This is a genomic window from Mycolicibacterium hodleri (assembly GCF_025822245.1).
Classification (GTDB): Bacteria; Actinomycetota; Actinomycetes; order Mycobacteriales; family Mycobacteriaceae; genus Mycobacterium; species Mycobacterium hodleri.
Genome location: NZ_JACKTL010000005.1, coordinates 106,331 through 120,003, shown reverse-complemented (window position 1 = coordinate 120,003; position 13,673 = coordinate 106,331). Strand labels below are relative to the sequence as shown.

The following is a 13,673-nucleotide window of genomic DNA, read 5'->3' as shown; positions in this document are numbered from 1 at the left end:
TGCCGACAGCTTACCGCTGGCCACGCGTCGGCCCAAAGAAGAAGGGGCACCCATGCCGGGTGCCCCTTCCCTTGGGTGGTGCCGTATCAGCGGCTCTGCTGCACGGTGTTGTCGGCGTGTGCGATGTTGACGGCCGGGAGCACCGCCTTGACCTTCCGGTCGTGGTCGACACCGGCGGAATAACCCGGCATCTCCAGCACCGGCAGCGTTTCGGCGGATGCGGTCGCTTGCATCGGAGCCGCTACCCCAAGAATGCCCGCAGCAAAGCCGCTGGCAACGAGGGTGGCAAGTCCGATCTTCTTCGTGTTCTTCATTTCTTCTTTCGTGCCCTCTGTGGTTGCGTCGACCGGCGGTGGAGCCCTCCAACCGGTCTGCTAGCACGAACGCACTGATCAGACGATTAATTCCGGCAGCGGATAACGGTGGACGTTTCGCGGAGATCGAGCTCACAACTGCCAGCGCGGCGTCAGGACACCGAGTGCGCCAAGTGCCACTGCGGCCGCCGATGTGGTCCGCAGCACACTCGGACCCAGTCGAACCGCAGTCGCCCCGGCGTCGGTCAACACGCGCAGTTCGTCGTCCCCGATGCCGCCCTCGGGACCGATCAGCAACATCAGCGAGCCGGCCTGGCCAACTCCCGTCGCCGCCAGCGGAACGGTTGCGGACTCGTGCAGCACCAACACCGGCGTCCCGTCCGCCACCGACCGCACGTGGACGGCCAGTTCCTTCGTCGACATCAGCGCGGTGACCGGCGGGACGTGGGGACGGCGCGACTGCCGGGCCGCGGAACGGGCCACCGCCTGCCAGCGGCGAAGCCCCTTCTCGACCTTGGCCGCCCCGTCCCAGCGGGCCACACAGCGGTCCGACTGCCACGCGACGAAGGCGTCGGCACCCGCCTCGGTGGCCAATTCGACCGCCAACTCCGAGCGATCCGACTTCGGCAGGGCCTGCACCACGGTGACGCCGGGAGACGACGGGGGCACGACGCGCCTGTCGAGCACGCGGGCCGTCACACTGCCCTTGCCGACGCCGTCGACCACCACGTGGGCGACCGTGCCCGCACCGTCGCCCAGGTCGAGTTCCTCGCCGACCCGGATGCGCCGCACGGAGGCGGCGTGAAAGCCCTCGTCACCGTCCACGACGACCAGGTCGCCGACGACGGGAACCGACTCGACGTAGAACAGCGCGCGACTCACGGCGCTCCCGACCCGGCTATCGGCCGGTGAACGTCTCGCGCAGCCGGCTGAACAACCCGCCGCCGGCGGGTGCGGCCTGCGTCGACTTGACCTCGGCCACGTCGCGGACGCGATGTTCCTTGAGCTTCTGCAGGATCTCGGTGTCCTGATGGTCGAGGCGGCTGGGAACCACGACCTCGATGTGGGCGTGCAGGTTGCCCCGGACGCCGGACCGCACGTTGGGCATGCCGTGGCCGCGCAGCGTCGTGACGGCTCCGGGCTGCGTGCCGGGTGCGACGACGATGTCGGTGTCGCCGTCGAGGATGGCGTCGACCGTGACCGTGGTGCCCAGCGCGGCGTCCACCATCGGCACCGACACGCTGAAGTGCAGGTCGTCGCCGTCGCGGATGAAGACGTCGTGCGGTGCTTCGTGCACCTCGACGTGGAGGTCACCGGCGGGTCCGCCACCCGGGCCGACCTCACCCTGGGCGGCGAGTCTGACCCGCATGCCGTCGCCGACGCCCGGGGGGATCTTCACGGCGATGTCGCGACGCGCCCGCACGCGCCCGTCGCCGCCGCAGCGGTGGCAGGGGTCGGGGATGACCTCACCGACGCCCGCGCACACCGGGCAGGGACGCGACGTCATGACCTGACCCAGCAGGGAGCGCTGCACCGACTGCACCTCACCCTGGCCGTGGCAGGTGTCGCAGGTGACCGGCGTGGAGTCGCCGTGCGTGCCCTTGCCGTGGCACAGGTCGCACAGGATTGCGGTGTCCACGGTGACGTGCTTGGTGACGCCCGTTGCGCACTCGGCCAGGTCCAGCCGCATCCGCAGCAGGGAGTCCGAGCCCGGACGCACCCGTCCGACCGGGCCGCGGCCACCGCCGCCGCCACCGAAGAACGCTTCGAAGACGTCGCCGAGGCCGCCGAAACCGGCGCCGCCGAAACCGTTTCCGAACCCGCCAGCGCCGGCACTCTCCATCGGGTCGCCGCCGAGGTCGACGATGCGACGCTTCTCCGGATCGCTCAGCACCTCGTAGGCGACGCCAATCTCCCGGAACTGGGCTTGCGCCGCCTCGTCGGGGTTGACGTCGGGATGCAGTTCACGCGCCAACTTGCGATAGGCGCGCTTGATCTCCGAGTCGCTCGCGCCCTTGCTCACCCCGAGCAGGCCGTAATAATCGCGTGCCACGCCAAACCCTTCTTCGCTTCGTGAAGCCGCAGTCGCCATCCGTCCCAAGGCCCTTAGCGGGCACCCAGGACTTCACCTATGTACAGAGCAACCGCGGCGACGTTGGAGATGGTTCCCGGATAGTCCATCCGAGTGGGACCCACCACACCCATCCCGCCGAAGACCTTGCCCGAGCTGCCGTAGGTGGTGCTCACCACGGAGGTTCCCGCCATCTGCTCGGCCGCGGTCTCGTGTCCGATGCGCACCGTAACCTTACCGGCCTCCTCCTGGGCGGCCAGCAAGCGCAGGACCACCACCTGCTCCTCCAGTGCCTCGAGCACCGACCGCAGGGAGCCACCGAAGTCCGCGGTATTTCTCGTCAGGTTCGCCGTGCCGCCGAGCAGCAACCGCTCCTCGGAGTGCTCGACGAGGGTTTCGACGAGCACCGTCGCGGCCCGTCCCACCGCGTCGCCGAGGACGCCATGACCGACCAGCTGCGACGCCAAATCCGACACGGCGACCGACGCGGTGGTGATCGGCTTGCCCTCCAGCGCCTGCCCCAACCGCTCCCGCAACGCGGAGAGCTGCACGTCGTCGATGGCGTCGCCGAGTTCGACGATCCGCTGGTCGACCCGGCCCGAGTCGGTGATGACGACCAGCAGCAACCGGGCCGGCGTCAGGGCGACGACCTCGAGGTGGCGTACCGACGACGTGGACAGGGTCGGGTACTGCACGATCGCGACCTGGCGGGTGAGCTGGGCGAGCAGCTTGACCGCCCTCCTCAGGACGTCGTCGAGGTCGACGCCGGACTCCAGGAACGTGAGGATGGCGCGACGCTCGGCAGACGACATCGGCTTGACGTCGTCGAGGCGGTCGACGAACTCGCGATACCCCTTCTCGGTGGGCACCCGGCCCGAGCTGGTGTGCGGCTGGGCGATGTATCCCTCGGCCTCAAGGACGGCCATGTCGTTGCGCACCGTGGCACTCGAGACGCCCAGATTGTGGCGTTCGACGAGGCTCTTCGAACCGATCGGCTCCTTCGTGGAGACGAAGTCGGCGACGATCGCGCGCAGCACTTCGAAGCGACGATCATCGGCAGTACCCATGGTTCACCTCCTAGTCGTCGTCATTTTACGTCGGCCAGCAGCGGCGACGTGCCGCGGCGCCGCCGGGCGCCACCCGATAGCCTCACTACGTGCTCACCAGGACCGGCCGATGATCTTCAAGGGCGTCCGCGACGGCAAGCCGTATCCGGAGCACAATTTGTCCTATCGGCAGTGGGCGCAGATCCCTCCGCGGCAGATCCGCCTCGACGAGTTGGTGACCACCACGACGGTCCTGGAATTGGACCGCTTGCTGTCGGAGGACTCGACGTTCTACGGCGACCTGTTCCCGCATGCCGTCCGCTGGGAGGGCGTCGTCTACCTCGAAGACGGTGTGCATCAGGCGGTTCGGGCGGCGTTGCGCAACCGGGCCGTACTGCACGCGCGGGTCTACGACATGGACCTCCCGCTGGACCAGCAGACCTGACGGTCGAGCGGCCAACTAGCCCAACAGTTCTCGCACCACGGCGTCGGCCAGCAGTCGGCCGCGGTCGGTCAGCACCATCGCCTCGCCGCGGTCGAGCAGCAGCCCGTTGCGGCAGAGATCGGCGGCCCGCGACCGCTCCTCGGCGTCGAGCAACGTCACCGGCAACCCGCCGCGCAGCCGAACCGTCAGCATGACGTCCTCGGTGTGGCGTTCGGGTGCGGTCAACTCCTCGCGTCCGCCGACCGGCAGTTCGCGACGGGCGAGCATGTCGGCATAGGCGTTGGGGTGCTTGACGTTCCACCACCGCGCGCCGTCGGTGTAGCCGTGCGCCCCCGGCCCCGCGCCCCACCACTCGCCGCCGTCCCAGTAGCCGAGGTTGTGCCGGCACTCCCCGCCGGGGAGGCTCCAGTTGGACACCTCGTACCAGTCGAAGCCCGCCGCCGAGAGACGCGCGTCGAGCAGTTCGTACCTGGTGGCGAGCACGTCGTCGTCCGGTGCTGGCAGCTCACCGCGGCGCACCCGCCTGGCCAGCGCGGTGCCCTCCTCGACCACCAGCGCGTACGCCGAGACGTGGTCGACGCCGGCCCCGATCGCCGCGTCGACCGAGCGGGCCAGGTCGTCGTCGCTCTCCCCCGGCGTGCCGTAGATGAGATCCAGGTTGACGTGCTCGAACCCCGCCGCGCGCGCGTCGGCGGCCGCGGCCAGCGCACGCCCCGGCGAGTGCACCCGGTCCAGCGCGGCCAGCACGTGCGGCGCCGTCGACTGCATGCCGAGCGACAGCCGGGTGAAGCCGGCCGTGCGCAGGCGGTCGAGCAGCTCGGGGGTGGTCGACTCCGGATTGGCCTCCGTCGTCACCTCGGCGCCGGCGGCCAACGTGAAGTTCGCGCGCACCGCGTCCAACACCGAGGCGAGTCGTTCGCCGCCGAGCATCGTCGGGGTGCCGCCGCCGACGAACACCGTCGACGCCTCGGGAACCGAGCCCCGGGACGCCAGCTGGTGCGCGGCCAGCTCGAGCTCGACCTTCATCGCCTCGAGCCAGCCGTCGGGGTTGGCGCCGCCCAGTTCAGCGGGTGTGTAGGTGTTGAAGTCGCAGTACCCGCAGCGTGTCGCGCAGAACGGGACGTGGACGTAGACGCCGAACGCGCGGGGACGGTGTTCGGTCATCGGTCCAGTCTTCCAGAGCCGGTTTTTGCTCGTGGTGAGCGCAAGACTTGGCCGGTTGGAGCCGATCGCGCCGTTCGTGGCAGAATGTCAGGCGTGACTGCTGCCCAGCCTTCGACCGCCGGCGTTTCGCTGGTGGTCCGGCGGCATGTCGACTTCAAGCGCGTATGCACCTGTTGCTGTCTGCCTTGACGCCGTAGACCCGTCCACCTGTAACTTCAGCTGGCCGCCGGATCTGCGCCGCCGGACAGCCACCGGTGACGACGCACGATTCACACGCCGGCTCCCTCGAGAGGGGCCATCCCATGACCCAGGCCGACTCCAAACCCGCCAAGCCAGCCAAGCGCCCCAAGGGTGAAGGCCAATGGGCACTCGGGTACCGCGAGCCGCTCAACGCCAACGAGCAGGCCAAGAAGGACGACAACCCGCTCAACGTGCGCACCCGCATCGAGAACATCTACGCCAAGGGCGGGTTCGAGAGCATTGACAAGGGCGACCTGCGCGGCCGTTTCCGCTGGTGGGGGCTCTACACCCAGCGCAAGCCCGGGTACGACGGCACCTGGACCGGCGACGACAACACCGACATGCTCGAAGACGAGTTCTTCATGCTGCGGGTCCGCTCCGACGGCGGCGCCTTGACCGCAGCGTCGTTGCGCGCCCTGGGCGCCATCTCCACCGAGTTCGCCCGTGACACCGCCGACATCTCCGACCGGCAGAACGTCCAGTTCCACTGGATTCGGGTCGAGGACATGCCGGAGATCTGGCGGCGCCTCGACGAGGTCGGCCTGCAGACCACCGAGGCGTGCGGCGACTGCCCCCGCGTCGTGCTCGGCTCGCCGCTGGCCGGTGAATCGCTCGACGAGGTCATCGACGGCACCCCCGCCATCGACGAGATCACCAAGCGGTACATCGGCAAGCCCGAGTACTCCAACCTGCCGCGCAAGTTCAAGACCGCGATCTCGGGCCTGCAGGACGTCGTGCACGAGATCAACGACGTCGCCTTCATCGGTGTCGAACACCCCGAACACGGGCCCGGGTTCGACCTGTGGGTCGGCGGCGGTCTGTCGACCAACCCGATGCTCGGGCAACGCGTCGGCGCGTGGGTCCCGCTGGACGAGGTGCCCGACGTGTGGGAGGGCGTGGTCAGCGTGTTCCGCGACTACGGCTACCGTCGCCTGCGCGCGAAGGCCCGGCTGAAGTTCCTGATCAAGGACTGGGGTATCGAGAAGTTCCGGGAAGTCCTGGAAAACGAATACCTGAAGCGTCCGCTGATCGACGGTCCCGCGCCGACCCCGGTGCCCCGCCCGATCGACCACGTTGGCGTTCAGCGACTCAAGAACGGCCTCAACGCCGTCGGCGTCGCCCCGATCGCGGGCCGGGTGTCGGGCACCATCCTGAGCAAGGTCGCCGACCTCGCCGAGGCCGCCGGCTCGGATCGCATCCGGTTCACCCCGTATCAGAAGCTGGTCATCCTCGACGTCCCCGACGACCAGCTCGACACGCTCCGCGACGGACTCGACGCGCTGGGCTTGCCGTCGAAGCCGTCGCACTGGCGGCGAAACCTGATGGCGTGCACCGGAATCGAGTTCTGCAAGCTGTCGTTCGCCGAGACGCGGAGCCGCTCGCAGCAGTTGGCCCCGGAGCTCGAGGCGCGCCTGGAGGACCTCAACGCCCAACTGGACGTCCCCGTGACGATCAACATCAACGGCTGCCCGAACTCGTGCGCCCGCATTCAGATCGCCGACATCGGCTTCAAGGGCCAGATGGTCGACGACGGCAACGGCCCCGAGGAAGGCTTCCAGGTTCACCTGGGCGGCAGCCTCGGCTTGGACAGCGCGTTCGGCCGCAAGCTGCGCCAGCACAAGGTGACCAGCACCGAACTGGGCGACTACATCGAGCGCGTCGTGCGCAATTTCGTGAAACAAAGGGAGGACGGCGAGCGTTTTGCAACGTGGGCCGTGCGGGCCGACGAAGCAGATTTGAGGTAGTTGATGACCGACCTGATGACCGAGACCGATCTGATCGCCATCGCCGAGCGCGGCGCGGCCGAGCTCGACGGCGCCAGTCCCGACGAGCTGCTGCGCTGGACCGACGACAACTTCGGTGGCGAGTACGTGGTGGCCTCGAACATGCAGGACGCCGTTCTGGTGGCGATGGCCGCCAAGGTGCGCCCCGGCGTCGACGTCCTCTTCCTCGACACCGGCTATCACTTCGCCGAGACCATCGGCACCCGCGACGCCGTCGAAGCCGTCTACGGCGTGAACGTGGTGAACGTCACACCGGAGAACACCGTCGCCCAGCAGGACGCACTTCTCGGCAAGAACCTGTTTGCCAGCGACCCGGCGGCGTGCTGCCGGATGCGCAAGGTGGAGCCACTCGGCAAGGCCCTGAAGGGTTATTCGGCCTGGGTCACGGGCATCCGCCGCGTCGAGGCTCCGACGCGCGCCAACGCACCCCTCATCAGCTATGACAAGGCCTTCGGCTTGGTGAAGGTCAACCCGATTGCCGCCTGGTCCGACGACGAGATGCAGGCCTACATCGACGCCAACGACATCCTGGTCAACCCATTGGTCTTCGAGGGCTACCCGTCGATCGGCTGCGCGCCGTGCACGGCGAAGCCCATCGAGGGGGCCGATCCCCGCAGCGGTCGCTGGGCCGGTCAGTCGAAGACGGAGTGCGGACTGCACGCCTCGTGACCGCAGATGACTGAGCCCGCCCTGATCCTCGCGGCCCACGGCAGTTCGGACGCCCGGTCGCCGGAGGTCGCGGTGGCCTTGGCCGGGCGCATCCGCCGGTTGCGCCCCGGACTCGAGGTTCGCGCGGCGTTCCTGGAGAAGTCGGCGCCCTTCGTGGGCGACGTCCTCGCCGATCTTGCGAAGCGCGGCGACCCGGCCGTGGTGGTTCCAATGCTGCTGGCCAGCGCCCATCACGCCAGGGTCGACCTGCCCGCGGTGATCGAGGAGTCAGGCGCCGTGGTCCGGGTCGCGGAGGCGCTCGGCGAGGATCCGGCCCTGGTCACCTTGCTCGGTCAACGCATCGCCGCCGCGGGAGCACCGGCCGATCGACGCGACGTGGGAGTCGTAGTGGTCGCGGTGGGCTCGTCGAACGAGGCGGCCAACGCGCGCACGGCCACGGTGGCGGCTGCCCTGAGCGCGAGGACGCGCTGGGCCGGCGTGGAGGTGGCCTTCGCCACCGGACCGCATCCCACCGTCGCCGAGGCCGCGGCGCGCCTTACGCGCCGGGGAGCCCGACACCTGGTCGTCGCACCGTGGTTCCTCGCGCACGGCCGCATCACCGACAGGGTCGCCGCGGTGGCCGCCGAGCTCGGCATTCCGATGGCGGAGCCGCTTGGTTCGCACAATCTGGTCGCCGCCACGTTGCTCGACCGTTTCGACGCCGTCCAGCTCGCGCGCATCGCCGCGTGAGCGGGCAACACGTGCGGTCGACGGGGCCGTCTCTGCGCCGCGACGCCGGCGGCACACCCCGGTTTGCCGTGGTTCCCGCCAGAGTGTGAGCTCCCCTGCTGGACACGGTCTGGCACGGATTCAGCGATTCGTACTCGATTTGCTCAACTCGTGGCATCATATTGACGTCGGCGTCCAGCCGCCCACGACCCCGCAAACGGTCGTTGGATCGCAATTCGGGGATTGGATTGGGATAGAACATGAATACAGATCGTTTCACTCGCCGCGTGGCGTTGGTCATCGGTGGCGGTGCGATCATCACGATGGGGGCACTGACCGCTGGCTGCAGTAGCAGCAGCGAGACGCCCGCACCGAGCAGCACCACGACGACGACCACCGCGCCGTCCGTCACTCCGACGGAGAAGAGTCTGACCCCCGGTGGGGCCAACAGCTTCTCTCCGCCGGTGAAGGCACCGCCGGCTCCTACCGGCGAGCCCGGAACTCACCGCAACGGCAGCAGTTCCTAACTCCGGTCGCCCTAGGGCAATTCGACATTCTGCGGGGACGTCACGTCGTGGCGTCCCCGCAGAATCGACTGTGGTGACCGGGAGTCCCTGATGTTCGATCGACGCGCCGCTACGCGCATGATCGGGTGCTCGTTGGCCGCGTCGTTGACAGCCGGTGTCGCCGTTCTCATCTCGGGTCACCGAGCCGAGCCGCCGCCCTCACCCGCCGTCACCATCGCCGGGCCGTACGCGAACCTGCTGGCCAGCTCCACCGATCTCGGTCCGTCCCATCTGGACCGCGCTCAACTCACCGTCGGTCTCCGCGGCTCGGCGCGACCCGACCCCCTGCTCGAATGGGCGGCCACCAAGGGACTCGACGTTCGTTGGCGGCCCGGCGAGGATTGGGCCATCGTCGAAGGTGCCCCTCCCGTCGTGTCCGAGGCGTTCGACGTCCCGGTGCACGACTATCGCGGCATGCAGGGCCAGGTCTTCTACGCGTCGCCTCAACAGCCCGAGGTGCCCGCCGCCGTCCGCACCACGGTCAGCGACCTCGGCCGCATCCTCGGATTCACCCCGCACCGCGAGGCGCGTCCCGACTACGTACCGCTCGACGTCCCCGGCCAAGGGCTGACGCCGACCGCTCTGCTGACCGCCTACAACGCGAATCCCCTTACCGCGGCCGGCATTACGGGCAAGGGACAAACCATCGTCTTCTTCGCGTTCAGCGGCTACGACCAGGGCGACCTCGACGACTTCGCGACGATGTCCGGGCTGCCACCGTTGAAACCGATCCTCGTCGGAGGCCAGCCAAGCGAGTCACGCGCCGAGACCGTGATGGATCTCGAAGTGGCACATGCGATTGCACCGGATGCCCGGATGGTCGTCGTCAATGCCCGCCCCACGTTGGAGGGTGGCCGCACCTACGAACGCATCGCGGAGATGTTCGACGCGACCAACGAGCAATTCCCCGGCGCCGTGTGGAGCTTGTCGATCGGGTGGGGTTGTGACGCGCTGATCACCGCGACCGACCTCAAGCCCGTGCAGTCGGCCCTGGAACGAGCGCACCGCAACGGCACCTCGGCCTTCGACGCCAGCGGCGACACCGGAGGCCTGGAGTGCAAGGGCGGCGAGAACTGGTCGTCGCCACCCGGTCCGGACGACATCGGCCTCGACGCGATCTCGTCCCTGCCCGGCATGACGTCGGTGGGAGGCACGACGCTGTCCACCGACGAGGACGGCCAGTGGCTGGCCGAACAGGCGTGGATCGACTCACCGTTGTCCCAGGGCACCAGTGGTGGTGTGTCCAAGCTCTTTCCGCGGCCGCCGTGGCAGCGCAGGATGTCCGTCGAGCGCGACTCCGGCAAGAAGCAGCGACGACTGACACCCGACGTGGCCGCACTCGCCGATCCGTTCACCGGCGTCCGAATTCGATTCGACCAGCAGGACCTGGTGGGCGCCGGGACGTCACAGGCGGCGCCGGTGTGGGCCGGCCTCACCGCGTTGATGAACCAATACCTGCTCGCCAACGGCGGGGAGCGACTCGGTGACGTCAACCCCCTGCTGTACCGGGTGGCTGCGGGCGCCAACGCTCCCGGGTTTCGCGACGTCACCCTTGGCGGCAGCGCGGTCGACGTCGCGGTTCCCGGCTACGATCTTGCGACCGGACTCGGAAGTCCCAACGTCGCACAGCTGGCCCGCGACCTCCTCGACATCCAGAAGGGGATGGCCCCTCGATGACGACGATGACGTGTCGCATCTGCGCCGTCATCGTCCCGACGGGCGAATTCTGCGGCAACTGCGGGGCGACGGCTACGCCGCGGCGAGGCGACGGGCCGCCTTGGCTCCGGCTGTCGGCCTACGCGGCGGCACCCGGCGAGCACGTGCTTCGCCCCGCGGTGATCAGCACGATGTTCCCTGCCCTGCCAAGGCATTCCAGGGTGGCGTTCGGCGTCGCGCTGGTCGGCGTGCTCGTGCTGTTGGTGGGCACCGCCCTGCCGATGTGGTTGGCCGCGCTGATCGGGGTCGTCGGCGCCGGACTGCCAGCGCTCTTCCTGGCCTACCTCTGGGAAGCCGACGCGGGCGCCGATCCGTCGACCGGCACGCTGGTGGTGGTCGCGCTGCTCAGCATCGTCGGTGGCGTCGGCTGGAATTTCGCGACGGACGTGGCGGCGGCACGCGTGGACGACGACGCGCTAGGCCTGCCGGCAAGCACGCTCGACCTCCTGCTCACCTGTCTCGCCATCCCGGTGGGTTTCCTCGTTCTCCTCCTGGCACCGACGATCGTCGCGCGCGTGTGGCGCCCCGGCACTCGAGAGCCGTTGCACGGGCTCGTGATTGGCGCCTTCGGGGCGGTCTGCTTCGTCACCGCGGGAAGCATGGCGGGCTTGGCGCCGGAGCTCACCAGCGGCCCGGCCGACCCCGACGGTCAATCCACTGCCGACCTGGTGGTCGGGGGTCTGCTCCAGGGTCTGGCGGTGCCGCTGACGGCCGCGGCGGTCGCGGGTGCGGTAGGCGCCACCCTGTGGTTCGTGCCGCGGCGCGACATCGGACGCGCGCCGCGGTGGTACTGGCTGACCTCTCCCCTGCCGGCGATCATGTTCGGGCTGATCGCCTACCTGGGTCTGGGCGTGCTGGACTTCCTCTCCCCACCCAGCGACGTCGAGACGGTCGTGTACGCACTGCTGACGGTGGTCGCCCTCTACGTCCTGCGCGTCGTCGTGCACGTCACGTTGCTGCACTCCGAACCTGACCGCGCCGAACCCGACCGCGCCGAACCCGACCGCGCCGAACCCGACCGCGCCGAGCCGGGGGTCACGGACGAGTTGGTGCTGTGCCCCGAATGCGAGCACGTCGTGCCCGATCTTCCGTTCTGCCCGCGGTGCGGGCTCGCCGCCCAGACCGCCTCCCGGGCGTCTCGGGCCCGGCGGAGGTCCCAGCGCCCGGTGCCGGTGAGCTCGTGACGTCGGCTCCCCCGAAGGCGTGGCCGGGGTACTCGGTCCCCGAGACGAGTTACACCGCGGCCCCGGTGAAGTCGACCTCGCCGACGCGGCTGCTGGTCATCCTGGCCGTCGTCGTGGGTCTGGTGGCGGCGGGCACGGCCGCGCTGTCGGTGTGGTTCGAGCCGCCCGAGGCGCTGGTGGTGTGCCCACCCGATTGCGGAACGCCACCGATCAGCAAGCCGGTCTCCACCAACCCTCGGTTCACCTCCGACGACGGCCAGTTCTCGGTGTCCTACCCGGGGCCGGAGACGGCGTACGACGCCACCTTCGAACCGAACGGCGTGGTGCTGGACCTCCTCGCGGGCGACGGCGGCACACTGCGCTTGTTCGGACAGCCCGCCAACGGGCAGACGCCGCGCCAGATCGCGGACGACTTGCTACGGCAGCACTACCCGGATGCGACGTTCGCCTACGAGATCCCCAACGCCTTCGTCGGATACCAGCTCGGGTACGGGGAGGTCGCCGACGACTATCCTCCGGACGCAATCGGCGACGACGACCGAAACCGGATCCTCGTCATGGTCGGGGTGAAGAACGACTACGCGCTGATCGCGGCGGCCGCCGGTCCATTCCGCGAGTTCAGTCCCGAGTTCGGCTCCGGGCACCCCTCCGGCGCCAACTTCTTCCTCGCCCTCGACATGGCGAAGTACGTCAACAGCTTTACGTGGCGGGGAGACCCGCCGCGCTGAGGTCGGCGACCGGCACCTCGGCGCCGCCGGGGATGGGCGGCACCCGGGTCGCGCGCACGTAGACGGTGTCGCCCGCCTTGAGGCCGAGCGCCTCGGCATCACCGCGGGTGATCTGAGCGGTGAACGAGGTGTTGTCCGCCGCGCTCGTGAGCTCGACGCGAACTTCGAAGCCCAGCACCACGATTCGGTCGATGACGGCCCGGATGACGCCCGTCGCCGAGACGTTTCCTTCGGTCTGCGCGAGCGCCATGTCGGGGTTGCGGCCCACCCGGATGTCGTGGGGACGTACCAACGTCCCGTTCAGCGAGGACACGGCGCCGAGGAACGACATCACGAACCCGTTGATCGGGCTGTCGTACACCTCGGTGGGACTGCCGATCTGCTCGATGCGGCCCTTGTTGAGCACGGCGATGCGGTCGGCGACGTCGAGCGCCTCGGCCTGATCGTGGGTCACCAGCACCGTGGTGACGTGCACCTCGTCGTGCAGCCGGCGCAGCCAGGCCCGCAGATCCTCGCGGACCTTCGCGTCCAGCGCACCGAAGGGTTCGTCGAGCAGCAGCACCTCGGGGTCGACCGCCAACGCCCGCGCCAGCGCCATGCGCTGGCGCTGGCCACCGGAGAGCTGGCTGGGATAGCGACTCTGAAAACCGGCGAGCCCGACGATCTCGAGGAGGTTGTCGACCTTGTCCTTGATCTCGGCCTTCGGCATCTTGCGGATCTTCGGGCCGAACGCCACGTTGTCCCGCACGGTGAGGTGTTTGAACGCCGCGTAGTGCTGGAACACGAAGCCGATGCCGCGTCGTTGCGGCGGCACGCCGGTGACGTCGTCGCCCTTGATGGTGATGGTGCCCGAATCCGGTTGGTCCAGACCGGCGATGGCCCGCAGCAGGGTCGACTTGCCAGAACCGCTGGGACCCAGCAGCGCGGTCAACGAGCCCTCCGGAACGTCGAAGTCGACGTCGTCGAGGGCCACGAAGTCGCCGTAGCGCTTGTTCGCGCCACGCACCGTGATCGCGTTGGCTACATCGGAACTCATGG

14 protein-coding genes are annotated in these 13,673 nt (G+C 69.1%); 8 read left to right on the top strand and 6 right to left on the bottom strand.

What is annotated here, in order from left to right; translation table 11 throughout:
- Positions 1 to 86 precede the first annotated feature (86 nt).
- From H7J06_RS00960 to hrcA, 4 genes are all read right to left on the bottom strand, one after another.
- Positions 87 to 314: a hypothetical protein gene (locus tag H7J06_RS00960; RefSeq protein WP_264036156.1), complete on the bottom strand. Its 228-nt coding sequence runs from the start codon at positions 312 to 314 to the stop codon at positions 87 to 89.
- A gap of 132 nt (positions 315 to 446) precedes the next feature.
- Complete coding sequence (locus tag H7J06_RS00955; RefSeq protein ID WP_264036154.1) at positions 447 to 1,196, bottom strand: 16S rRNA (uracil(1498)-N(3))-methyltransferase; 750 nt, start codon at positions 1,194 to 1,196, stop codon at positions 447 to 449.
- A 16-nt stretch (positions 1,197 to 1,212) separates the two neighbouring features.
- The gene (gene dnaJ, locus H7J06_RS00950) at positions 1,213 to 2,367 is read right to left on the bottom strand and encodes a molecular chaperone DnaJ (protein WP_264036152.1); all 1,155 of its coding nucleotides are present in this window, start codon (positions 2,365 to 2,367) and stop codon (positions 1,213 to 1,215) included.
- 53 nt (positions 2,368 to 2,420) lie between these two features.
- Positions 2,421 to 3,452: a heat-inducible transcriptional repressor HrcA gene (gene hrcA / locus H7J06_RS00945; RefSeq protein ID WP_264036150.1), complete on the bottom strand. Its 1,032-nt coding sequence runs from the start codon at positions 3,450 to 3,452 to the stop codon at positions 2,421 to 2,423.
- 109 nt (positions 3,453 to 3,561) lie between these two features.
- Between hrcA and H7J06_RS00940 the strand changes: the two genes are divergently transcribed.
- A complete protein-coding gene (locus H7J06_RS00940; RefSeq protein WP_149482609.1) occupies positions 3,562 to 3,876 on the top strand; it encodes a type II toxin-antitoxin system VapB family antitoxin in 315 nt (104 codons plus the stop codon).
- Positions 3,877 to 3,891: 15 nt separating this feature from the next.
- On the opposite strand, the gene hemW is transcribed toward H7J06_RS00940, so the two are convergent.
- A complete protein-coding gene (gene hemW / locus H7J06_RS00935; RefSeq protein ID WP_264036148.1) occupies positions 3,892 to 5,040 on the bottom strand; it encodes a radical SAM family heme chaperone HemW in 1,149 nt (382 codons plus the stop codon).
- 302 nt (positions 5,041 to 5,342) lie between these two features.
- On the opposite strand from hemW, the gene H7J06_RS00930 reads away from it, so the two are divergent.
- From H7J06_RS00930 to H7J06_RS00900, 7 genes are all read left to right on the top strand, one after another.
- A complete protein-coding gene (locus H7J06_RS00930) occupies positions 5,343 to 7,025 on the top strand; it encodes a nitrite/sulfite reductase (protein ID WP_264036145.1) in 1,683 nt (560 codons plus the stop codon).
- A 3-nt stretch (positions 7,026 to 7,028) separates the two neighbouring features.
- On the top strand, positions 7,029 to 7,733 hold the full coding sequence (locus tag H7J06_RS00925; protein ID WP_264036142.1) for a phosphoadenylyl-sulfate reductase: 705 nt from the start codon (positions 7,029 to 7,031) through the stop codon (positions 7,731 to 7,733).
- Between the two features lie 6 nt (positions 7,734 to 7,739).
- The gene (locus H7J06_RS00920) at positions 7,740 to 8,462 is read left to right on the top strand and encodes a sirohydrochlorin chelatase (RefSeq protein ID WP_264036141.1); all 723 of its coding nucleotides are present in this window, start codon (positions 7,740 to 7,742) and stop codon (positions 8,460 to 8,462) included.
- A gap of 239 nt (positions 8,463 to 8,701) precedes the next feature.
- On the top strand, positions 8,702 to 8,968 hold the full coding sequence (locus H7J06_RS00915; RefSeq protein ID WP_149482604.1) for a hypothetical protein: 267 nt from the start codon (positions 8,702 to 8,704) through the stop codon (positions 8,966 to 8,968).
- Positions 8,969 to 9,058: 90 nt separating this feature from the next.
- Positions 9,059 to 10,684 carry a S53 family peptidase gene (locus tag H7J06_RS00910; protein WP_264036136.1) on the top strand — a complete coding sequence of 542 codons (1,626 nt, stop codon included), beginning with the start codon at positions 9,059 to 9,061 and terminating at the stop codon, positions 10,682 to 10,684.
- Positions 10,681 to 11,907: a zinc ribbon domain-containing protein gene (locus H7J06_RS00905; RefSeq protein ID WP_264036134.1), complete on the top strand. Its 1,227-nt coding sequence runs from the start codon at positions 10,681 to 10,683 to the stop codon at positions 11,905 to 11,907. The genes H7J06_RS00910 and H7J06_RS00905 overlap by 4 nt, the downstream gene beginning before the upstream one ends.
- Positions 11,904 to 12,635, top strand: a complete 732-nt coding sequence (locus H7J06_RS00900) for a flagellar basal body-associated FliL family protein (RefSeq protein ID WP_264036131.1) — start codon at positions 11,904 to 11,906, stop codon at positions 12,633 to 12,635. Before H7J06_RS00905 ends, H7J06_RS00900 begins: the two co-directional genes overlap by 4 nt.
- On the opposite strand, the gene H7J06_RS00895 is transcribed toward H7J06_RS00900, so the two are convergent.
- Positions 12,607 to 13,671, bottom strand: a complete 1,065-nt coding sequence (locus H7J06_RS00895) for a sulfate/molybdate ABC transporter ATP-binding protein (RefSeq protein WP_264036130.1) — start codon at positions 13,669 to 13,671, stop codon at positions 12,607 to 12,609. The two genes, H7J06_RS00900 and H7J06_RS00895, sit on opposite strands and share 29 nt — an antisense overlap.
- Positions 13,672 to 13,673: the final 2 nt, after the last annotated feature.